General features: G+C 39.2%; 20 protein-coding genes and 3 tRNA genes. 16 read left to right on the plus strand and 7 right to left on the minus strand.

The annotated features are described in order from the left end of the window. Positions 1 to 163: 163 nt before the first annotated feature. From L3V46_RS00455 to L3V46_RS00465, 3 genes are read left to right on the plus strand one after another with little or no spacing between them, the layout of a single operon-like run. Entirely contained in the window at positions 164 to 1729 is a 1566-nt protein-coding gene (locus tag L3V46_RS00455) for a TolC family protein (RefSeq protein WP_239044684.1), read from the plus strand. Next, the gene (locus tag L3V46_RS00460) at positions 1726 to 3861 is read left to right on the plus strand and encodes a type I secretion system permease/ATPase (RefSeq protein WP_004723489.1); all 2136 of its coding nucleotides are present in this window, start codon (positions 1726 to 1728) and stop codon (positions 3859 to 3861) included. The genes L3V46_RS00455 and L3V46_RS00460 overlap by 4 nt, the downstream gene beginning before the upstream one ends. Then, complete coding sequence (locus L3V46_RS00465) at positions 3858 to 5114, plus strand: HlyD family type I secretion periplasmic adaptor subunit (protein WP_239044685.1); 1257 nt, start codon at positions 3858 to 3860, stop codon at positions 5112 to 5114. The genes L3V46_RS00460 and L3V46_RS00465 overlap by 4 nt, the downstream gene beginning before the upstream one ends. A 183-nt stretch (positions 5115 to 5297) precedes the next feature. On the opposite strand, the gene L3V46_RS00470 is transcribed toward L3V46_RS00465, so the two are convergent. From L3V46_RS00470 to L3V46_RS00480, 3 genes are all read right to left on the minus strand, one after another. Continuing rightward, positions 5298 to 5373 (minus strand) — tRNA-Gly (locus L3V46_RS00470). Between the two features lie 45 nt (positions 5374 to 5418). Next, a tRNA-Gly gene (locus L3V46_RS00475) sits at positions 5419 to 5494 on the minus strand. 46 nt (positions 5495 to 5540) lie between these two features. Then, a tRNA-Gly gene (locus L3V46_RS00480) sits at positions 5541 to 5613 on the minus strand. Positions 5614 to 5830: 217 nt separating this feature from the next. On the opposite strand from L3V46_RS00480, the gene L3V46_RS00485 reads away from it, so the two are divergent. The 4 genes from L3V46_RS00485 to L3V46_RS00500 all read left to right on the plus strand — a co-directional run bounded on the left by L3V46_RS00485 (position 5831) and on the right by L3V46_RS00500 (position 7898). Continuing rightward, complete coding sequence (locus tag L3V46_RS00485; protein WP_004723487.1) at positions 5831 to 6139, plus strand: BolA family protein; 309 nt, start codon at positions 5831 to 5833, stop codon at positions 6137 to 6139. Between the two features lie 17 nt (positions 6140 to 6156). Beyond that, entirely contained in the window at positions 6157 to 6549 is a 393-nt protein-coding gene (locus L3V46_RS00490) for a SirB2 family protein (RefSeq protein WP_239044686.1), read from the plus strand. 85 nt (positions 6550 to 6634) lie between these two features. Further along, a complete protein-coding gene (locus L3V46_RS00495) occupies positions 6635 to 7471 on the plus strand; it encodes a ParA family protein (protein WP_239044687.1) in 837 nt (278 codons plus the stop codon). 13 nt (positions 7472 to 7484) lie between these two features. Next, positions 7485 to 7898: a hypothetical protein gene (locus tag L3V46_RS00500; protein ID WP_004823650.1), complete on the plus strand. Its 414-nt coding sequence runs from the start codon at positions 7485 to 7487 to the stop codon at positions 7896 to 7898. A gap of 67 nt (positions 7899 to 7965) precedes the next feature. On the opposite strand, the gene L3V46_RS00505 is transcribed toward L3V46_RS00500, so the two are convergent. Then, positions 7966 to 8616, minus strand: coding sequence for a DedA family protein (locus L3V46_RS00505; RefSeq protein ID WP_004823651.1), 651 nt, complete (start codon positions 8614 to 8616; stop codon positions 7966 to 7968). A gap of 196 nt (positions 8617 to 8812) precedes the next feature. On the opposite strand from L3V46_RS00505, the gene L3V46_RS00510 reads away from it, so the two are divergent. The 4 genes from L3V46_RS00510 (at position 8813) to L3V46_RS00525 (ending at position 12875) form a co-directional block, all read left to right on the plus strand. Further along, a complete protein-coding gene (locus L3V46_RS00510) occupies positions 8813 to 9229 on the plus strand; it encodes a DoxX family protein (protein ID WP_004723480.1) in 417 nt (138 codons plus the stop codon). Positions 9230 to 9353: 124 nt separating this feature from the next. Further along, the gene (locus tag L3V46_RS00515; RefSeq protein ID WP_239044688.1) at positions 9354 to 9980 is read left to right on the plus strand and encodes a hypothetical protein; all 627 of its coding nucleotides are present in this window, start codon (positions 9354 to 9356) and stop codon (positions 9978 to 9980) included. 120 nt (positions 9981 to 10100) lie between these two features. After that, a complete protein-coding gene (guaA, locus tag L3V46_RS00520; RefSeq protein ID WP_004823655.1) occupies positions 10101 to 11669 on the plus strand; it encodes a glutamine-hydrolyzing GMP synthase in 1569 nt (522 codons plus the stop codon). Between the two features lie 285 nt (positions 11670 to 11954). Beyond that, complete coding sequence (locus tag L3V46_RS00525) at positions 11955 to 12875, plus strand: restriction endonuclease (protein WP_239044689.1); 921 nt, start codon at positions 11955 to 11957, stop codon at positions 12873 to 12875. 150 nt (positions 12876 to 13025) lie between these two features. Here the strand turns inward: L3V46_RS00525 and L3V46_RS00530 are convergent, their stop codons facing one another. After that, positions 13026 to 13793: a putative porin gene (locus tag L3V46_RS00530; protein WP_239044690.1), complete on the minus strand. Its 768-nt coding sequence runs from the start codon at positions 13791 to 13793 to the stop codon at positions 13026 to 13028. Between the two features lie 300 nt (positions 13794 to 14093). Beyond that, on the minus strand, positions 14094 to 14972 hold the full coding sequence (locus L3V46_RS00535; protein ID WP_343212680.1) for a putative porin: 879 nt from the start codon (positions 14970 to 14972) through the stop codon (positions 14094 to 14096). Between the two features lie 175 nt (positions 14973 to 15147). On the opposite strand from L3V46_RS00535, the gene prfB reads away from it, so the two are divergent. The 5 genes from prfB to L3V46_RS00560 all read left to right on the plus strand — a co-directional run bounded on the left by prfB (position 15148) and on the right by L3V46_RS00560 (position 20186). Next, positions 15148 to 16243, plus strand: a protein-coding gene (gene prfB / locus L3V46_RS00540; RefSeq protein WP_096735380.1) for a peptide chain release factor 2 whose coding sequence is annotated in 2 segments (ribosomal slippage) — positions 15148 to 15219 and positions 15221 to 16243 — 1095 coding nt in all. Because the reading frame shifts where the segments join, the coding sequence is not laid out codon by codon here. Positions 16244 to 16383: 140 nt separating this feature from the next. Then, a complete protein-coding gene (locus tag L3V46_RS00545; RefSeq protein ID WP_034614967.1) occupies positions 16384 to 16683 on the plus strand; it encodes a helix-turn-helix transcriptional regulator in 300 nt (99 codons plus the stop codon). A 38-nt stretch (positions 16684 to 16721) separates the two neighbouring features. Next, positions 16722 to 17780, plus strand: a complete 1059-nt coding sequence (locus tag L3V46_RS00550; protein WP_239044692.1) for an alkene reductase — start codon at positions 16722 to 16724, stop codon at positions 17778 to 17780. 351 nt (positions 17781 to 18131) lie between these two features. Further along, positions 18132 to 19412, plus strand: a complete 1281-nt coding sequence (locus L3V46_RS00555) for a 3-deoxy-D-manno-octulosonic acid transferase (RefSeq protein ID WP_239044693.1) — start codon at positions 18132 to 18134, stop codon at positions 19410 to 19412. 60 nt (positions 19413 to 19472) lie between these two features. After that, on the plus strand, positions 19473 to 20186 hold the full coding sequence (locus tag L3V46_RS00560; protein ID WP_056518309.1) for a 16S rRNA (uracil(1498)-N(3))-methyltransferase: 714 nt from the start codon (positions 19473 to 19475) through the stop codon (positions 20184 to 20186). Here the strand turns inward: L3V46_RS00560 and L3V46_RS00565 are convergent. Then, positions 20169 to 21146, minus strand: coding sequence for a mechanosensitive ion channel family protein (locus L3V46_RS00565; protein WP_034614990.1), 978 nt, complete (start codon positions 21144 to 21146; stop codon positions 20169 to 20171). The genes L3V46_RS00560 and L3V46_RS00565 overlap by 18 nt on opposite strands. Positions 21147 to 21172: the final 26 nt, after the last annotated feature.

Below are 21172 nucleotides of genomic sequence, written 5' to 3' on the forward strand. Positions count from 1 at the left end.
TAGTATTTGAATTTAAAATATTTTATTAAAGAAATTTAACTTTAAAAAGTAAAAATAAGCATTTGATTAGGTTTTATAATGTGTAGAATAGAAATGAGGTAGGGAAATAATTCAAAATAATTCAATACCGATAATTAAAAGCTTTTCTAGGTGCCATTCGCGAATGTTAATAGCAAAAAAGCCCACTATATTGTTAAAAAGTTTGAGTGCTGTGAGTTTATTGGTTCTATTGCAGAACAATGGTTATACACAAGAAACAAGCTACTTAAAAAATATCAAAGAAGGTGTGGCAGGGTTGATAAAACCCAAGGATGATCAGTCATTTAGAACCGTCCAGCTCAAGGATTTGACCGATTTTAAATATCAACCCGATGCCCATATAGGCAATCAGAATCAACTCCCTGTTGTAAAGCCATATACTGGACAAAAGGCTTCGCTCAATAATTTATATTTAGAACAAGCGCAAACACAAATAGCCCATGCGTATTCAAACCAAGCAAAAATCTTAAGCCTTGAAGATGCGATTCAGATTGCAGTAAAAAGAAACCCCAATATTGCTCAAACAATTTCAACACTGGCAGGACAAAATGCCAATATTGATGTGGCAAAAGCGCAATATTACCCACAGTTAAAAGCGGGTATGAATACAGGTGATTTTACCTCCAATGATAAAGGTCGCCAATTGTATTCAGTTGAAGCCAATCAACTGCTTTATGACTTTGGTAAAGTAAAATCCAGTGTCACCACGCAACAAAATAAATTGGCAGTTGAACAAGCCAATGTATTAATCAGTATTGATGATATATCGACCCAAACCGCACGAGATATTTTATCCTTACTGCGCTATCGCAATATTATCAAAATAGCGCAAGATCAATTTAATGGGGTTAGTCGTTTACATGAGATTGCACGCTTAAGAGCAGATGCGGGAATTAGCAGCAATGCCGATCCTGTACAAGCACAAAGCTATGTTGAGTATGCGCGTTCTTACTTAATTACTCAGCAAAACTTTTTAAAACAACAAGAACAAAAATTACGCACATTATTGGGTTTTGATGTGAGTCAAATGGATTTTAATATTCCTGATGAGTTTGTAAAACAATCAGGTCTTTATGATGATCCTGAAATGAATACCATCCCCACGATGATTGCAGCAAAAGCAGAGATTGATGTTGCACAGAGTCAGAAAAAACAAACCCAATTGAGTGCTTATCCAACGATTTCATTGGTGGGATCAGTCAGCAAAGCATTGAATGGTCAAAATCCAAATACCGGTTTAGAAAATGATACCGATGGTTCTGTTGGCGTGCAGATGTCGAGTAATTTTTATCAAGGTGGCGCACTGGGATCTCAAGTCAAGGCTGCAAATTTTGCTGAACAGGCTGCACGAGCAAAGTTGAATGCAACTTACCTAGATATTATGGATCAAACACAAATTGCGCGAGAAAGTATTGAAAACACGGATAAGCAAATTTGGGTTTTATTGGATCGGGAACGCTCAACAGCAAAAACCCGTGAGCTGTATGAAGAACAATATAAATTAGGCAAGCGTTCGATCTTAGATTTATTAAGTTCAGAACAGTCCTATCAAAGTTCAAGAATAGAAAGGGAAGCGGCACGCTTTGATATCTATGACACGATCGCGGTGTATATCAAGGTAACCGGTAAAAGTAGAAATGCTTATCATTTAAATAACATTCAAATTCAGGGGTTTGAAGTTCAACCATGAATACAAAAACATTAAATTATCAACCCTGGTTACAAGCGATCATTACGGTTGCGCAGCATTATCGAATGCAACCCGCTGAAGAACAAATTCGTCTGCAACTGGATTGGAATAAATACACAAATATTGACGACATGTTGTCCATTATTACCCGTCAAGTGGGTTTAAATGTTCGCAAAGCAGACTTTAGCACGGATGTACTGAATCCATGGCGATTGCCCGTTGTTGTTGAATTTAACAATGGTCAAGTTGCGGTTATCGAGAAAGTCGACAATGAGGGCAATGCAAGCTTACAGTTAAGTGGTGATCAAGGTCTTTCACAAACTTTTAATTTGCATGAACTTCAAGCCAATGCCAGTCGCGTTTATATTTTTCGACCAGAAACATCGATTCCTGATGCACGTGTTGATGAATATATCAAACCTTATGAAAAAAGCTGGTTCTGGGACATCGTTTTAAAAGATTGGAAACGTTATACCGACATCATGGTTGCTTCAATGATTGCCAATATTCTGGCATTGGCGACCATTATTTTCTCTATGCAAGTCTATGACCGAGTTGTGCCTTCTCAGTCTATTCCAACCTTGTGGGTGCTTGCGGGTGGGGTGTTGATTGCAGCTGTTTTTGAGTTTGTGTTGCGCATTGCACGGGTTTATTTGTCAGACATTATTGGTAAGCGTGCAGATCTCAAGATTTCAGACCGCGTCTTTGGTCATGCATTGCGTATCCGTAATAAAGATCGCGCCCGCTCAACAGGTTCGTTTATCTCACAGATTCGTGAACTTGAAGGCGTTCGTGAATTGGTGACCTCAACAACGATCAGTGCAATTGCTGACTTACCGTTTTTCTTCCTGTTTTTAGCGATCTTTTGGATTATCGGGGGCAACATCTTTTGGGTGATGTTACTGGTTGTACCATTGATGATTATTCCTGGCTTCTTGGTGCAGAAAAAATTGGCTCAGTTGGCCACTGAAGGGATGCGAGAGTCTGCAATTCGCAACGCAATTTTGGTCGAAGCGGTTCAAGGTATTGAGGATATTAAGTTATTACGTGCTGAAGCTAGATTTCAAAATCAATGGAATCACATGAATGAAGTGTCTGCAGATGTCAGTATGCGGCAACGTAAAATTGTGGGATGGTTAAATGCTTGGACACAAAAAATTCAAGGACTGACTTATGCAATTGTGGTTTTAGTGGGTTGTTTTGCGGTGATGAAAGGCGATATGACCACAGGGGCTTTGGTGGCGTGTTCGATTTTATCTTCGCGTATGCTTGCACCGATTTCACAAGTTACTGGGGTACTCGGTCGTTGGCAGCAAGCCAAAGTGGCTAAAAATGGTTTAGATGAGCTGATGCAAAAGCCGGTAGACCGTCCTGATCGAGCACAATTGATTCAGCGTAAAGTCCTCTCCGGTGATTATGATTTTAAAGGTGTGGTATTTAAATATACCGAAGATGATCCACGCCCAACTTTAGTCATTCCGCAGTTAAAAATCCATGCAGGTGAAAAAGTTGCAATTCTTGGACGCAATGGCGCAGGAAAATCCAGTTTATTACAATTACTTTCAGGAATGCAATTGCCAGTACAAGGCAAGATCAGTTTGGATGGTGTCGATCAATCTTTGCTTGATCCCGACGATATTCGCCGTGATATGGCATTACTGAATCAAAATGCGCATCTGTTTTTTGGGACCATCCGTGAAAATTTAACCTTGGGTGCACCATTGGCAAGCAATGATGAAATTATCCGTGCATTACAAATCACCAATGCTTTAGAAATCGTGGAACAAAAAAAGGAAGGTCTGGACCATCTTATTCTTGAAGGGGGTGTAGGATTCTCTGGAGGGCAAAAACAAGCACTGTTACTCACACGATTATTGCTCCGAAATCCAAATATTGTGTTGTTGGATGAACCGACTGCTTCGATTGATGATGTTTCTGAAAAAGTATTGATACAGCATTTAAAAGAATGGTTAGGTCATCGGACTTTAGTGGTGGCGACGCATCGTCCTGCTGTTTTGCAACTTGTTGATCGTATTATCGTTGTGCATGAAGGGAAGATTATCAAAGATGGGCCGCGTGATGCCATTCTAAATCCTGCACAGCAGGCAAATGCAGGAGGGACTTCAACATGAGTCAAGAAAAAAATGACCCAAATATCACAGTTCAAGAGGTTGAACCTGCTCAAGTTGATCATGAATCCAATGTTTTACAGCGGCCAACCAATCCTTCTGCGTTAAAGTTCTCTGAACCACCATTACCTAAATCCACATTTATTATTTGGATTGTTGCCATCGGTTTGCTGGCTTTCTTGATTTGGGCCTGCTTATTCAAATTGGAAGAAGTTTCTACTGGAACAGGTAAAGTTGTTCCGTCATCCAAAGAACAGACGATTCAATCTTTAGATGGTGGTGTGTTGACCAGTTTGGATGTTAAAGAGGGCGATATTATCCAAAAAGGGCAGACGCTTGCACAAATAGACCCTACTCGATTCGAGTCCCAAGTCGGTGAAAGCCAAATGAAATTACTTGCGACACTGGCTACGGCAGCACGTTTAGAGGCTGAGGTGAATGGTACCGCAATCAAGTTTCCAAAACAGGTTTTGGCCGTGCCTGCTTTGGTGAGAGAGGAAACTGCACTATATACTTCGCGTCGCGCAAATTTGGACGAGTCAATTACTGGTTTAAAACATGCATTGTCTTTGGTCCAAAATGAATTACAAATGACACAACCTTTGGTGGCGAAAGGTGCTGCTTCTGAGGTTGAAGTGTTGCGTTTAAAACGAGATATCAATAATTTTGAAAATCAAATTAACGACAAGCGTAATGACTACTATGTAAAGTCACGTGAAGAATTGGCAAAAGCCAATGCCGATATCCAATCATTACAGCAAGTTGTTGCTGGTCGTAATGATTCGGTGAAACGCTCTACTTTTAAAGCACCTGTACGTGGTGTGGTAAAAGAAATTGCGGTGACAACCATTGGTGGGGTTATTCCACAGAATGGTAAATTGATGACCATTGTACCGATTGATGAGCAGTTATTGATTGAAGCGCGTATTTCGCCGCGAGATATTGCGTTTATTCATCCGGGTCAACCTGCATTGGTAAAAATCACAGCATATGATTATTCAATTTATGGTGGCTTGGAAGGGAAAGTAACGGTGATTTCTCCTGATACCATCCGCGATGAGGTTAAACAAGATCAGTTTTACTATCGAGTCTATATTCGGACAGATAAAGATAAGCTGACCAATAAGGCAGGGAAATCTTTCTCAATAACGCCAGGTATGGTGGCAACGGTAGATATTCGTACTGGTCAAAAAACAATTATTGAATACTTATTGAAACCGTTTAATAAAGCCAAAGAGGCGTTAAGAGAGCGATAATTGCATCATATGATGATTATTTTAAAAACCAATCTTCGGATTGGTTTTTTTTGTGCTTTTACAGTTTTGTGATCAACACGCTGATTGAGTGAATACAGCATAAAGTGTGTAAGTATATTTTGATGATTTATAAACCAATAATGCAAAAAAAGCCCCAATCTTTCGATCAGGGCTTTTTAAATTTGGAGCGGGAAAGGAGACTCGAACTCCCGACCCCAACCTTGGCAAGGTTATGCTCTACCAACTGAGCTATTCCCGCGGAGTCTGTCCAATTTTTTAAATAAAAAACTGAATAAAAAAATTTTGGAGCGGGAAAGGAGACTCGAACTCCCGACCCCAACCTTGGCAAGGTTATGCTCTACCAACTGAGCTATTCCCGCGGAGTCTGTCCAATTTTTTAAATAAAAAACTGAATAAAAAAATTTGAGCGGGAAAGGAGACTCGAACTCCCGACCCCAACCTTGGCAAGGTTATGCTCTACCAACTGAGCTATTCCCGCATGCGGTGTATAATACATCAACAGATGGTAGGGTCAAGATTTTTCTGCAAAGGAAAACACTAATTGCATAAAATAAAGACATTTTTATGAAAAAACTTCAAAATTCAATTTAAAAAAATCAAATCGAACAGCAAAAGCTTTGCTGAACACACAGCGATGCTCAAAGAATCCGCTATACTATGTCATTCACCCATTGATCGATCTCTAAGGAATCAGTATGAGTTTAGAACAACAATTGATTGAAAGTTTAAATCAACTTGAGCCATCACATTTAGAAGTGATCAATGAGTCTGCTGGTCATGGCGGGTATTTTCCTGGAAAAGAGTCTCATTTTAAAGTGATCATTGTCAGTGAACAATTTGCAGGGTTACGTTTGGTACAACGTCACCAAAAAGTGTACGCAGAAGCCAAGGCCTTACTCAGCCCTGGAAAAATTCATGCCTTAGCCATCCATGCTTATCTTCCTAGTGAGTGGCAAGGTCAAGCCCCAGCAAGTCCAGACTGCGCTCATGCACCTAAAGTATAAAGTGCAGAGTAATTAAAATGGATACACATTTACTGATCAAAATCATTCATATGACCAGTGTTGGGTTATTAATCCTGGTTTTTGTTTTACGTGCTTCAACATTATTTATTGGAACACACAACCAGCAGCCGAATCCTAAAGGGGGGGGGGCTTTTGTTGCCTTGCAACATCTTTCCCTCACGGTGGTTATATTTACAGGGCTAACTTTATTGATTATGAATGAGTTTAAAGTGCAGCCTTGGTTCTATGCGAAAATTATTTTGTTTATGGTTTTCCTTTCCTCACAAATAAAAGCCTATAAAAAGGATGATACCGTTCTTTTAACACAACGCAGAGCAGGTTTAGTGATTGGTGGAATTGCTTTGTTTGCAACTTTAGTTTTGGTCGTGCTTAAACCAGTTTTTAGTTGATTGTTAGACATGAATTTCACACTTGTATAGCGTCTAGGTTAAACTAGATACAAGTTTAAAAATAATGATAGCTTAGGGAACTTGTATGCTAACTCGTGTGGTATTTAACCAAAAAGGCGGTGTAGGAAAATCAAGTATTACGGTGAATCTTGCTGCGATTAGTGCGTATCAAGGTTTTAAAACATTGGTGATTGATTTAGATCCTCAAGCAAATTCTAGCCAATATCTTTTGGGTGATGACGCCACCTATTCTGCTGAAAAAACGGCATTAGAGCCGAATATTGAAAACTTTTTTAATGACGTACTTGGGAATCATCAACAAAAAGGATTGATTGGCAATGCCATTGGTAGCCTTTTAAAAACAAAAAATAAAGGTTTTGAGCAATATATTCATCGTTCACCTTTTAAAGATTTGGATGTATTACCCGCCAGCCCGAGCTTAGGCGAGTTAGAACATGCGTTAGAATCAAAACATAAAATTTATAAGTTACGTGATGCGATTCAGACCTTAACCAGTCAATATGAGCGTATTTATATTGATACACCGCCAGCATTTAACTTTTTTACCTTATCGGCACTGATCTCAGCGGATCGTGTTCTGATTCCGTTTGATTGTGATGTATTTTCAAAACGTGCATTACAGACGCTTATTCAAAATGTCATTGAAACTCAAGATGATCATAATGATCGACTTGAAATCGAAGGGATTGTGGTCAATCAATATCAAGCTCAGGCAAAATTACCGCGTGAAGTGGTACAACAGCTTAAAGATGAAGGTCTGCCAGTTTTAGATAATATGTTGCCACCTTCTGTATTAATGAAAGAATCGCATCATAAAAATCTGCCATTAATTCATTTGGCTACAGATCATAAATTGACTCAAGCCTATCAATCATTGTTCAATGAGATTGATAAAAAATAATTTCGAGATCGTGATGAAATCATTGAAAATGACTTCTGTTAAATTATCAGTCGTTGCCTTAACGGCGCTTGTCGTATCTGCTTGTACGACGACGGTTAAACCCACTTATGTATCGCCTACCCAGTATCAGGCGATGAACTGTTTGCAATTGACGACAGAATTTAATCGTATTCAGCAATACATTAATAATGGCGTACAACCTGCGAAACGTACAGGCGTGGGTGTTGGATTAGGTGTTGGTGGTGGTTGGGGCAGCGGTGGCTGGGGGTGGGGGATTGGTCCAAGTATTTCTGTAAACTTAGGGCAATCTTCAAATACCAAAAATACTGAGCTTTCCCGACTGTATGGTGAGCAAGATGCCTTGTCTCAGGCGGCTCAATTTAAGAACTGCCCTTACGTCCCGAAACGTCAGGAAGTTAAAAAATAACGGGTTTTACCCTATAAAAAAGCCGATTTTAGAAATCGGCTTTTTTTATCATCTTTAAATATGTTGTTTATTGATTATTGGGCATTTTATTTTTATTAAAAAATTTATGACGAATATAACCAATCACACCAGGTAACACACTGAGAATAATGATACCGAAAACCAAATGGGTGAAATTATCTTTCACAATTGGCATATTACCGAATAAATAACCCAAGGTAATAAACGAGCCAACCCAGCAAATTGCACCGACTGCATTATAGGTTAAGAAATATTTATAATTCATGCTTCCTGCACCTGCAACAAAGGGTGCAAAGGTACGGGCAAAAGGGATAAAACGGGCAAAGATAATGGTTTTTCCACCATGCTTTTCAAAAAACTGTGAGGTTTTTAGCAAGTGTTGTTTGTTGATAAATTTAGAATCAATTTCAAAAACACGCGGTCCGACATATTTCCCAATATGATAATTGAGAGTATCACCGAGCACTGCTGCAATAAATAGCAGAGTGATTAAAACCACAGGATCCATTGCACCCGTCGAAGCAGCTAAAGCGCCGGCAGCAAAAAGTAAGCTATCCCCAGGTAGGAATGGCATTACCACGAGACCTGTTTCAACAAAAATAATCAGGAATAAAATTCCATACACCCAGATACCATAATTTCTAATAAATTCAAACAGGTGTTCGTCTACGTGCAAAATAAAGTCAATCAGATCCATAAGGCAGAAACTATGCGAATTGGTGCACAAATCCTAGCAGTGTGAGTTATGAAAGTCAGTATTAAAAAGTAATTTTTTAAAACTTATTATTGTTCTTAATTTGCAACGATGAGTTTAGTTTTTAAGTATTTAACTTGAAATGTTTAGTGATTAATATATATACATCTTCAGAACGAAATACAAATTAGGTCACACCATGTTTAATCCAAATGTTGTTGTTAAAAATATTGTGAATCAACCCACCGCCAATGCGAGCATAGCATTGATTGCGCGTATTCTTATGGCATATATCTTTCTTGTTGCTGGTTGGGGCAAAATCACGGCTTACAGCGCAACTGTCGGTTATATGGAATCAATGGGTGTACCAGGTGCCATGTTACCTTTAACCATTCTGGTTGAGTTCGGTGGTGGTCTGGCATTGTTATTTGGTTTTCAGGCACGCTTTGCAGCATTTGGTTTGGGCGTATTTAGTTTGATTACTGCATTCCTATTTCATGGTGGTGAAGCAGATGCAATTAACTTTATGAAAAACTTCGCAATGGCAGGTGGTTTGTTTTTCTTGATGTTGCATGGTGCAGGGAAATTGAGTCTTGATCATCTAATAGAAAAATAATTTAAACATAAATAAAGCTTTGAAAAGCCAGATCTGTATCTGGTTTTTTTGTGTGTTCATTTAGCCTTATTCAAATGGATCAATTGGTTTATGCTATCTAAAAATATTCAATTCAGTTTTAACAATGAAAAAAGAAATTCTAGACAGAATAAAAGCACTGGGCGGTAATATTGATCAAGTCAAAGGTGTGTCATGGGTTGATGATCTATGCGCTATTACCTTTAATACCGTTTTATATGAACGGCCTCAGGATACACCTTGGGCGGCAGCCGATGATCAAGAACCGATTTATGGCTTGGGTGATTATATTGATCAACATCAAGCCGAACTAGATCTAAATCCAGATGGATTTTTTAATCAACTGATTCAAGAGTATTATCATTTAACAGAAGAAGGGCGTGGACAAACCTTTTGGCAAGCTGTGCGCTTTACTCCATATCAAGCTGGTACAGCTGATTTTGATGAATGGAACCGTGATTTTTTAGAGGATGATATTGATCTCAAAGCAGTGATTCAGCTGACCCAAAATCCAAAACCTGATTTTCTACAGTTGTTTTATCGTTATAGCTTCCCTGATCGGTATTATATCTGCTTGTCTGATCCAGACCCTGAAAATCCAACATTATTTGGCACAGATCATGAAGTGTTTTTTACAGAAGTGACCGACGAAGGCTCCTTAGAAGATTTTTTAAATCGTTGTATGACCCCCAGTGAACTGATTGGCATCATTAAAGCCAAAATGAACCTATAAGCTGATTATTTAAAATGATTTTTTACAAAGCTAAGGAACTTGATTGAATGGAGTGCGTATGGCTTATAAAAATGATAGAATATGGCGCTTATATTCGTTTGCCTGCATAGTTGTTGACTCATGACTACCAATACTCAAATTACTGAAGATCGTATCCTTATCTTGGATTTCGGTTCTCAATATAGCCAGCTTATTGCACGCCGTGTACGTGAAGCTGGTGTATATTCTGAAATGTATGCTTTTGATATGTCTGAAGAAGACATTCGCGCGTTTAATCCGAACGGTATCATCTTATCTGGTGGTCCTGAAAGTGTGCATGAGGAAGGTAGTCCACGTGCGCCAGAAGTTGTGTTCAACTTGGGTGTACCTGTATTGGGGATCTGCTATGGTCTGCAAACCATGTCAGAACAACTTGGCGGTAAAGTAGAGCCAGGGACTGTACATGAATTTGGTTATGCAGCAGTTGACGTTTTAGTACGTGATCAATTGCTTGGTGATTTAAATGATGGTGATGACAAACTCAATGTTTGGATGAGCCACGGTGACAAAGTTTCTGCGATTCCAGCAGGCTTTAAAGTGACTGCAAGCACACCAAGCTGCCCATTTGCTGCAGTGAGTGATGAAACGCGTCGTTTCTACGGGGTGCAATTCCACCCAGAAGTGACACATACTGCCAAAGGCGCAGAGTTACTGTCTAACTTCGTTCATAGCATTTGTGGTTGCCGTAATCTTTGGAATTCTGAAAACATTATTGATTTACGTGTTGAACAATTACGTGAACAAATTGGTGATCAAAAAGTTCTTTTAGGTCTTTCAGGTGGTGTTGACTCATCTGTGGTTGCAGCATTGTTGCATAAAGCAATCGGTGACCAACTGACTTGTGTATTTGTAGACAATGGCTTACTTCGTTTAAACGAAGGTGAGCAAGTGATGGACATGTTTGCGAAAAACATGGGGATCCGTGTGATTCGTGCTGATGCAGAAGAACGTTTCTTATCTGCACTTGCAGGCGAAGTTGATCCTGAGAAAAAACGTAAAATCATTGGTCGTGAATTTATCGAAGTTTTTGCTGAAGAAGCGCGTAAACTTGATGGGGTAAACTTCCTTGCGCAAGGTACGATTTACCCTGACGTGATTGAGTCTGCGGCAACTAAAAATGGTAAAGCGCATGTGATTAAATCACACCATAACGTGGGTGGTTTACCTGAAGATTTAGCATTTGAATTGGTTGAGCCAATCCGTGATTTATTTAAAGATGAAGTACGTCGTTTAGGTACAACTTTAGGTTTACCACATGAAATGCTTTATCGTCATCCATTCCCTGGTCCAGGTTTGGGCGTGCGTATCTTGGGTGAAGTGAAAAAAGAATATGCAGATATTCTTCGTCTTGCTGATGACATCTTTATGCAAGAGCTTCGTGCAAGTGGTTGGTATGACAAAACTGCTCAAGCATTTGCAGTATTCCAACCAGTAAAATCGGTGGGTGTCGTAGGTGACGGTCGTCGTTATGCATGGGTCATTGCACTTCGTGCCGTGGAAACGGTTGACTTTATGACAGCTCGTTTTGCCCACCTTCCATATGAGTTGGTGGATAAAATCTCGACACGTATCATGAATGAAATTAAAGATGTTTCTCGTGTGGTGTATGACGTTTCTTCTAAACCACCAGCAACAATTGAATGGGAGTAAATTTGGGCTTTCTAAAAGCGATAGCTTTTAGCCAAATTTACGCCAAGAGCTATGCTCGCGGCAGCAGGGATTCAAAATGCAACGCATTTTGCTGATTTTACGCCAAGGGCTATGCCCGCGGCAGCAGGGTTTTAAGAGATGAAGCTTCTTGCCTGAATTACCCCAAGAGCTGTGCTCGCGGCAGTTAGGGATTTCTGTCCAAATTTCCTTTTAAAAAGAGCGCTTAGGCGCTCTTTTTCTTTTATACTTGAATTATTTAAAGCAAAAAATATTAAGAGAAATAGAATGTCTTTGCCTAATCATCAGGAATTAATGCTACCACTATTGAAACTCCTCAATACGCAAGGGCAAGCCATCCAAATTAGTCAAGTTAGTAAATTGTTGGCAGAACAATCAAATATGACTACGGATGAATTAAATCAAATGATTCCAAGTGGGAAAAGAACAGTTTTTTATGATCGTGTGGGATGGGCCAAAACATATTTGGTTAAAGCAGGTTTAGTTAATCAGCCTGATTGGGGGATGTGTGAATTATCTGAAGAAGCGAAAAAATTAGATTTAAATGTATTAGATAAAATAGATAATAATTTTTTAATGCGCTATGAAAGTTTTCGTGAGTTCAAGGTTCCAACAAAAATAAGGCAGAATAAAGAAAAGATTATTTGTATTGAAGAAAATGATGATATTGAAACACCTGAGGAATCATTACAAAGAATTAATGAAATACTACTTACCAATTTGAAAGATGATTTATTGAATTTGATTCAGACAAAAAATCCATATTTTTTTGAAAGATTAGTTGTCGATTTACTGGTTGCTATGGGCTATGGCGGTTCACATCAAGATGCGGCACAAGCCATTGGTAAAACAAGTGACGGCGGGATTGATGGAATTATTAGTGAAGATCGTTTAGGTCTAGATAAAATTTATATTCAAGCCAAACGTTGGAAAAACACTGTTGGACGACCAGATATTCAACAATTTAAAGGTGCTTTAGCAGATCAAGTCGCTAAAAAAGGGGTGTTCATTACGACCTCAAATTTTAGTAAAGAGGCTGTTGAATCTGCAAAGAAATCGGGAATTGTTTTAATTGATGGAGATAAATTGACTTCTTTAATGATTGAATTTGGTTTAGGTGTTCAGGTTGAAAGAAGCTTTAATATTTATAAGATAGATCAAGATCGGTTTGATGAAGACAATTTTTAGAAGTGTTTAAAAGAATTTTAATATTCTGACATTTACTACAAATTTATTAAAACGTATTTAATTAATGATGCATACACATATAAAAAAGCCAATCAACGCATTGATTGGCTTTTTTTGCTCCAAAAGAGCGATTGCTAAATGGATTTAAACTTAGAAACGGTATCCAGCACGAACGCCGTAAGTGTTGTAGTTCTCACCAAAACCTACACGACCTTCTAAGCTAACGTTTTGATTAAAGAATTTCTTCGCAGAAATACCCCATTCATCACGATCAGTTAAATCATTGTTGTAGTAGTCAGCACCTACACTTAAAGTCTTATCTAAATACAAGTCACCACGTACTTTGTACTCATCCAAGTCCCCGAATGCACCAAAAGCTTCAAAGTTAGCGTCATATTGACCTACTTTGGTTACATATTTAGCACGTACAGTTGGGTCTGCGCCGTCATCACCATTTTTAACATCATAACCCGTTACACCAAGTGCAAGTAATAAACCAGGAGCTGGTAAATAACCCACTTCAGCGCCATAAGTTGTTACTTTATTGTCGATGTTAGTGTTATCAACTTCAAGTTCATCACGACCTACACGACCACTTACATAGAAGTCTGAGTTAGGTACATAGTATTCAAGACCTGCACCATATTGGCTGTCTTTTACACCATCATTTTTAGCATAATTTACATTGGCTTTTACATTACTTGCGCGATCTAAGAATGCAGCCTCATTAAGTGGTGAATTACGAGTTTGTACTGGTTTGAAATAATAAGTACCATCTACACCAAAGCTATGAGTTGCATCAAAATTATCTGGATCATTATATGTATATGAACCACCAACTTCGGCTTGGTAAGCATGTGCAGTGCCAGTTAAAGCGGCTACGGAAAAGATTGCAGATGCGATTGCTAATTTTTTCATGGAATTCGCCCCTATGAAGAATTGATTGATTTATACATGTTTGGTTACAATTTTGAGTCTAGGGCAAATATAAAAATCGTCAACCACGCTATAGTAACTGGAATGTAATATTAGTGAGTTTATGTAACAATATTTGGTTAAGTTATTGAAAATAAATACATAAAACTTATGTGTTGTTTTATTAAAATTGTGTAGATAGTGTGGATATTGGTACGCTTTGAGTAAGAGTTAGACATAATTTGTAATAAAAAAGGCATTTCAGAAATGAAATGCCTCAAAGTTTTTTGGCTTTCTAAGTACTTAAAAACGGAAAGTTCCATTCACACTATAAAGATTCATACCACTGCTAAAACCTGCTTCGGCACCAATAGCAACATTTTCATTCACAAAGTATTTGCTACGGAACCAGAGGAAATTATTATTGCTTTCATCATCATCTTTTAAACTATATGCACTGCCGATACTGAAAGCATGGGTCAAATAGTAATCTGCAGCAAAGATAACATTATTCTCATCGCCAAACACGCCATTCGCTTCAAGATTTAAATAATGTCCATTTTGACCAATTGGCATTACATATTTAATTTTAGCGGCAAAATCCGTTTCATCATCAAGATATTTATCACCACTGAAACCATCGACACCTGCTGCAATGAGCAAATTGCTGATCGGCATATAGCCCACCAATGCGCGATAAGTGGTGACGTTATAATCATTTTTATAACGAACTGAACCATAATTTGAATCTATGTTGCTTTTTATTTTGACTATGCCAAGCCCAATTTCACCATTGAGATAGAATTGTTCATGAAAATATTCTAAGCCACCTGTAAAGTAATGAAGATCTTTTTCATCTTTTGCTCGAGCAAGCTCATAAAATGTGCTTGTAGATAAAGGATCATAGGTTAAGTAGTCCTGACTTTCGATAGTACGATAAGCGTAACCACCATAGACATTGCTATTACGGCCTAAAAATGCTGCCTCATTCAATGGGTTGTTTTTGATTTGTACAGGATCAAAATAGTATTTGCCTTTAATATCGGCTTGATAGTCTTGATCAATGTAATTGTTATCATGATCAAAAGATCTAAACCCAGCATCAAATTGCACATTGTAGGCAAAACTAGAACAGCTGATTGCGGTTAAAGCGAAAAATAAAAGAGATTGTTTCATAAGTATCCTAAATTTTTTTGTGGTGTTGTAAGGTCAGAGCTTTGTTACAAAACAACAACATTGTTCACAAAAACTACACTGTAGTCAATTGTGTTGTCTAAAAAATGCCATATCTCAACTTTTTCCACTCTGTGGTAGAATGCGTGCGAATTAAAAGACGTCAAATGTGAGATTAAAACTCGTGGAAATTAATCCTTATCTAGTTCAGCTAAAAGACTTAAATGACCGTGGTCTAACACTACGGGGGTATCTTTGACTACGATCTAAAGAAAGAGCGTTTAGAAGAGGTTCTCCGCGAGTTAGAAGATCCAGCGATCTGGAATGATCAAAGCCGTGCTCAGGCGATGGCAAAAGAAAAAGGCGAGCTTGAAAACGTGATCAACGTTTTAGAAGGCTTGGCGACACAGCTTGATGATGCACAAGCCATGCTTGATCTTGCTGTTGAAGCAGATGATGAAAGCTTATTGGCAGATGTTCAGTCGGAATTGACTGCAGCGGAAGAAGAGTTAGCAAAACTTGAATTCCGTCGTATGTTTAGTAATCCAATGGACCCAAATCCATGTTATGTGGAAATTCAAGCTGGTTCAGGCGGTACTGAAGCACAAGATTGGGCTTCAATGCTGTTACGTATGTATATGCGTTGGATCGAACGTCATGGCTTTAAAGCAGAATTGATGGAAGAATCAGATGGTGATGTTGCAGGGATTAAATCTGCAACAATCCGTGTTGAAGGCGAGTATGCTTATGGTTGGTTACGTACCGAATCTGGCGTACACCGTTTAGTGCGTAAGTCACCATTTGACTCAGGTAATCGCCGTCATACCTCATTCTCGGCAGTATTTGTATCACCTGAAGTGGACGATAATATTGAAATTGATATTAATCCTGCTGACGTGCGTACAGATACATATCGTGCATCTGGTGCAGGCGGTCAGCATATTAACAAAACTGACTCAGCAGTACGTTTGACTCACGCACCAACTGGGATTGTGGTGGCATGTCAGAACCAGCGTTCACAACATGCAAACCGTGATCATGCTTGGAAACAATTACGTGCAAAATTGTACGAATTGGAAATGAGTAAACGTAATGAAGCTGCTCAAGCACTTGAAGATTCAAAATCGGATATTGGCTGGGGCAGTCAGATTCGTTCATATGTACTGGATGACTCTCGTATTAAAGATTTGCGTACTGGTGTTGAGAACTCGAACACGGGTGCAGTATTGGATGGCGATCTAGATAAATTTATTGAAGCCAGCTTAAAGCAAGGTCTTTAATTTAAATTTTTAACAAAAGCAAAGCTTTATCTGTATTTTTGCAATATATCTAAAAAAATCGATATTAAAATCGAAAAAATGCGATATATTGGATGCAAAGATGCTGAATGGAGCTTTGCTCTGAATTGAATGTGTCTAAGATGGATATTGATTTAATTTCTAAAGCATTAGCGAATCCGACTCGCCGACAGATTTTGGAATGGCTTAAGAAGCCACAACAATATTTGTCGGAAGAGCAGTGCGGTGGCTTTGGTCGTGGTGTGTGCGCAGGGAATATCGAGAAGCTCGGTAATGTCTCTCAATCTACGATGTCAAATCATTTGTCTGTTTTGCAACAGTCAGGATTAATTCAGGCCGAGAAATATGGTCAATGGTCATATTTCTCGCGTAATGAAGCTTTAATTCAGCAATATATTGATTATCTACAAAACTCGCTTTAACGCCTGATTTCAATCAGAAAGCGAGTGATGAGGCAAATATGGCTGAACTTAACTCTCCCCTTGTACTTGGCGATTTACATTTAAAAAATCGTGTCGTGATGGCGCCTTTAACCCGTAGCCGTGCTACCGCTGATCGGGTACCCACAGCGATCATGGCTGAGCACTATGCACAGCGTGCCAGTGCGGGTTTAATCATTACTGAAGCAACAGTGATTTCTGAACAAGCCAATGGTTATTTAAATACACCAGGGCTATTTACTGATGCACAAGTTGAAGGTTGGAAGTCTGTAACCCAAGCGGTTCATGATCAAGGTGGTTTGATTGTGGCGCAGTTATGGCATGTGGGACGTGTCTCACATCCAGATCTACTCGATGGTGAAACGCCTGTATCTGCAAGTGCAATACAACAAGCAGGACAAGTCAGCTTATTACGTCCAAAACGTGACTATGTCGTGCCACGCCCTTTGGAAATCTCCGAAATTCATACCATCACCGAACAGTTTAAACAGGCCGCAATTAAAGCCAAGGCGGCTGGTTTTGATGGCGTTGAATTACATGCTGCCAATGGCTACCTGATTGATCAGTTCTTACAAAGCTCAACTAATCATCGTGAAGATGAATATGGTGGTTCTGTTGAAAACCGCGCACGTCTTTTACTTGAAGTGATGGATGCTTTAATTGAAGTATGGGGCGCAGGCCGTGTGGGCATACATTTAGCGCCTCGTGGCGATGAGCATGATATGGGGGATGCTGATCCACGTGAAACCTTTGGTTATGTCTTGGAACAATTAGGTAAACGTAAAATTGCATTCTTCTTTACACGTGAATATTTAGCCGATGACAGTATCAGCGAATATATGAAACAACGTTCAAATGGTGTGCCATATATTGCCAATATGCGTTTAAGCCGTGAAGATGCCATCAAACTCTTGGCATCAGGTCAAGCAGATGCGGTGTCTTTCGGTAAAGCTTATATTGCCAATCCTGATTTGTATGAGCGTTTAATTCAAGACGCACCTTTAAATGAATTGGTGTTTGAAAATATGATTGGTTCACAAACTTCGGAAGGCTATATTGATTATCCTGCTTTGGGATAAAACAAAGACTGTATTTTCTCTGGATGTGAATGGAATACCCATTCACATCCACAACTCAGATAAATTTAACCAGTTTTCTTTTTGCATCGTTGAATCTTACAAGGCATATCTATTGTACGATGGCATGGATATCGCTATTGGTTAAGGCGTACAACACGACCTCTTAACCAATAAGCGTTTTTTCATCCCTGTAAAGCCAAGTTTTGCTAGCGTTGTTGCTGGTTGATGGATCAGATTTGCTCTAGCATGCGATCGACTATCTTGCTGACAACAAATCGTTAAATATTATTCATTAACAACTGAATATGGCTCTGTTATATTTGCCCATTCATCTATATTGAGACATTCTGTTTGGCTACTCCTTTTTGGTATAACACAGCACTTAAAATCGTTAAGCCTTTGTATCAATGGCGTATCAAAAAACGTGCGAAAGATAACGCAGAATACCAACAAGAATGTCTTGAGCGCTTTGGCCCCTTTCAAGATGTAAAGAATCAGCATGCCATTTGGTTTCATTGTGTTTCAGTCGGAGAAACCAATGCTGCTCAGCCTTTAATCGAACATTATTTAAAAGCAGGCCATGCTGTTTTAGTCACCAATACAACAAAAACAGGTCAAGCACGTGCCAAATCGTTATTCTTAAAAGCACCTTATCAAGCATTATTTCAAGCGGTATATTTGCCTGCCGATCAGCGCTATTTAGTTGCTGATTTTTATCAGAAATACCAACCCAAATTGCTGATTTTGGTTGAAACTGAACTATGGCCAAATCTTATTGACCTAGCTCAACAGTTTAAAGTGCCTTGTATTTTAGTGAATGCACGGCTTTCAGAAAAATCTGCCAAAGGCTATGCCAAAGTTCCAAGCCTGACCCGTCCAATGCTACAGAAATTAGATCAGTTATTGGCGCAAGATATTGCAACGCAGCAACGCTTTATTGATCTGGGTATGCCACAAGATAAAACACAAGTACTTGGAAGTATTAAATTTGATATTTCTGCACCTGAACAATTTATCCATAAAGCACAACAGTTGCAGCAGGACTGGAACTTAGCAAATCGAAAAATCATTACCATCGCCAGTACACATGCACCTGAAGAAGAAAAATTATTTCTCGCATTTAAAACCTATTTAGAACAATATCCAGATTGGTTGTTGATCGTTGTCCCGCGCCATCCTGAACGTTTTGATGAGGTTTTTGCTGCTGCACAAAGTTTAAATTTAACCACACAGCGCCGTAGCTTAGAGCAAGCAATCGAGTCAAAGACCCAAGTCTATTTGGCAGACAGCATGGGTGAAATGTGGCTGTGGTATGCATTGAGTCAAGCATGTTTTGTTGGCGGGTCGTTAAATGAACCCGGTGGTGGGCATAATATTTTAGAAGCTATGGTTTTAGATGTACCCACCGTGATTGGACCGCATTATTTTAATTTTCAAGCCATTGTGGATGAGTTCTTACAGGCAGATGCCTTAAAAGTGGGGCAAACTGTTGATGAGGTGGTTCAGTTGTTGGTGCGCTGTTTGGAAGATCAAACTTTTGCCCAGCAATTAAGCCAGCATGCGATTGATGTCTTAAAGCGTAATCAGGGTTCTTTATACAAACATATTGCAGTGATTGATCAGTATTTATAATTTATATATTGCTGATGAAGCAACACCATCAGCTAAAAGTGAAACGAATTAGAATTTTTTATGAATATCGTCCTTCTTGATCCTCGTCAAACACAAGCTGAAACTTGGACAATCAGTTCAAAAAGGCAAGTTGAACATTTGCACACGCATCTTGCTGCCAAAGTCGGAGATACGCTTAAGGTTGGTGTTCGGGGTGCCAGTCGTTATTTAACTGAAATTGTTGATATCTCAGAACATACGATTTTACTTCGACCGATTCAAGAAGAGCCTGTTCCAGCAAAATTGCCTGTGACTTTAATTGTGGCATTACCTCGCCCCAAAGTGTTACGCCGCTTAATTATGGATGCAGTGACACTGGGGGTCGAAAAATTAATTTTGATTCATAGTTATCGGGTCGATAAAAGTTATTGGCAAAGCCCCTTTTTACAGCAAATTGATCATTACATCACCTTGGGATTAGAGCAGGCGGGAGATACCATCGCGCCCCAAATTGAGCTATACAAACGCTTTAAGCCTTTTGTTGAAGATGTCTTACCTAGCTTCATTACGCCACAAAATCCTGCTTATGTGGCGCATCCGTATACTGAACAGAAAATGCCATTTGCTATCGATCATTCATGTACTGTGATCATTGGACCTGAAGGGGGTTTTATACCTTATGAGGTAGATTTACTGATAAAAAACGGCTGCCAAGCAGTGAGCTTAGGCAACCGTATTTTGCGTACTGAAACCGCGATCCCTTATGTATTGGGGCGCTTATTTAGCACGAGCTGATTCGATGTCATCCGCTGATGGATCACCGCGGTAGACTTTGACTTCCTGAACAGGATAAGGAATCGAAATATTATTATCCGCAAAGGCTTCTAGCACACGTTCTTGAATTTCACTGATCGAAGCCGCTGTAACCACTTGCGTGGTATCTACCCACCAACGAACGGTTAAATTAACAGAGAAATCCGCCAAAGCAGAAACATTCACAGTAAAGCCCGGCTGGCTTAAAATACGTTGATCTTTATCAAGCAATTTAAGAATAATGTCTTTGGCTTTCTGTACATCGTCTTCATAACCAATCCCAACCACAAACTCACAACGACGGCGTTGGTAAGCGGTATTTACCGTCACGGCACTGGTATACACAGTTGCATTTGGAATCACGATACGTCGCCCGTCAGGGGAACGTAAAAAAGTTGCACGAATTTGAATGTCTTCGACAGTACCTTCCATATTGTTGACGATGATGTCATCACCAATCTTGAACGGTTCACCCAAAAGAATCAAAATTCCAGAAAGTAAATTTTGGAAAATATCTTTAAATGCAAAACCAATCGCGACCGAACCAATCCCCAAAGCACTCATCAGTTGAGCAGGAGTAAAGCCTGGAATTGCGATAACCATGGCAATTAAGAAACCAAAAAAGATAATTGCGGTACTGCCGACACGATTCAGTACCAGAACTAAATTTTGGCGCGTATAGGTACGGTTTTCGAGTGTTCTACGGACAAAGAATTTAAAAAGCTTAGACAGCAACCAGAAAATAGTGATGACGATCAGCGCAATACATAAATATGGCATACGCTCCCAAAAACCATCGACAAACTTGTCGATGGTTGAGTATGCGTCTTTATATTTTTCAGTATGTTGAATCACTGTTTGTGCAGTTTTTTCGCCTGCAGAATGGATCAATTGAGTCGTGTCTTGCGCAACGGTACTCAATGCATTTGCTTCTTCAGCCACAATCATGTCCAATAAAATAATTGGCA

It is taken from the genome of Acinetobacter sp. AG3 (assembly GCF_022343575.1).
Classification (GTDB): domain Bacteria; phylum Pseudomonadota; class Gammaproteobacteria; order Pseudomonadales; family Moraxellaceae; genus Acinetobacter; species Acinetobacter guillouiae.

Bases quoted from the DNA above. Each gene is read 5' to 3' on its own strand.
- L3V46_RS00455 (WP_239044684.1), top strand. From the start codon at position 164: ATGTTAATAGCAAAAAAGCCCACTATATTGTTAAAAAGTTTGAGTGCT.
- L3V46_RS00460 (WP_004723489.1), top strand. From the start codon at position 1,726: ATGAATACAAAAACATTAAATTATCAACCCTGGTTACAAGCGATCATT.
- L3V46_RS00465 (WP_239044685.1), top strand. From the start codon at position 3,858: ATGAGTCAAGAAAAAAATGACCCAAATATCACAGTTCAAGAGGTTGAA.
- L3V46_RS00485 (WP_004723487.1), top strand. From the start codon at position 5,831: ATGAGTTTAGAACAACAATTGATTGAAAGTTTAAATCAACTTGAGCCA.
- L3V46_RS00490 (WP_239044686.1), top strand. From the start codon at position 6,157: ATGGATACACATTTACTGATCAAAATCATTCATATGACCAGTGTTGGG.
- L3V46_RS00495 (WP_239044687.1), top strand. From the start codon at position 6,635: ATGCTAACTCGTGTGGTATTTAACCAAAAAGGCGGTGTAGGAAAATCA.
- L3V46_RS00500 (WP_004823650.1), top strand. From the start codon at position 7,485: ATGAAATCATTGAAAATGACTTCTGTTAAATTATCAGTCGTTGCCTTA.
- L3V46_RS00505 (WP_004823651.1), bottom strand. From the start codon at position 8,616: ATGGATCTGATTGACTTTATTTTGCACGTAGACGAACACCTGTTTGAA.
- L3V46_RS00510 (WP_004723480.1), top strand. From the start codon at position 8,813: ATGTTTAATCCAAATGTTGTTGTTAAAAATATTGTGAATCAACCCACC.
- L3V46_RS00515 (WP_239044688.1), top strand. From the start codon at position 9,354: ATGAAAAAAGAAATTCTAGACAGAATAAAAGCACTGGGCGGTAATATT.
- guaA (WP_004823655.1), top strand. From the start codon at position 10,101: ATGACTACCAATACTCAAATTACTGAAGATCGTATCCTTATCTTGGAT.
- L3V46_RS00525 (WP_239044689.1), top strand. From the start codon at position 11,955: ATGTCTTTGCCTAATCATCAGGAATTAATGCTACCACTATTGAAACTC.
- L3V46_RS00530 (WP_239044690.1), bottom strand. From the start codon at position 13,793: ATGAAAAAATTAGCAATCGCATCTGCAATCTTTTCCGTAGCCGCTTTA.
- L3V46_RS00545 (WP_034614967.1), top strand. From the start codon at position 16,384: ATGGATATTGATTTAATTTCTAAAGCATTAGCGAATCCGACTCGCCGA.
- L3V46_RS00550 (WP_239044692.1), top strand. From the start codon at position 16,722: ATGGCTGAACTTAACTCTCCCCTTGTACTTGGCGATTTACATTTAAAA.
- L3V46_RS00560 (WP_056518309.1), top strand. From the start codon at position 19,473: ATGAATATCGTCCTTCTTGATCCTCGTCAAACACAAGCTGAAACTTGG.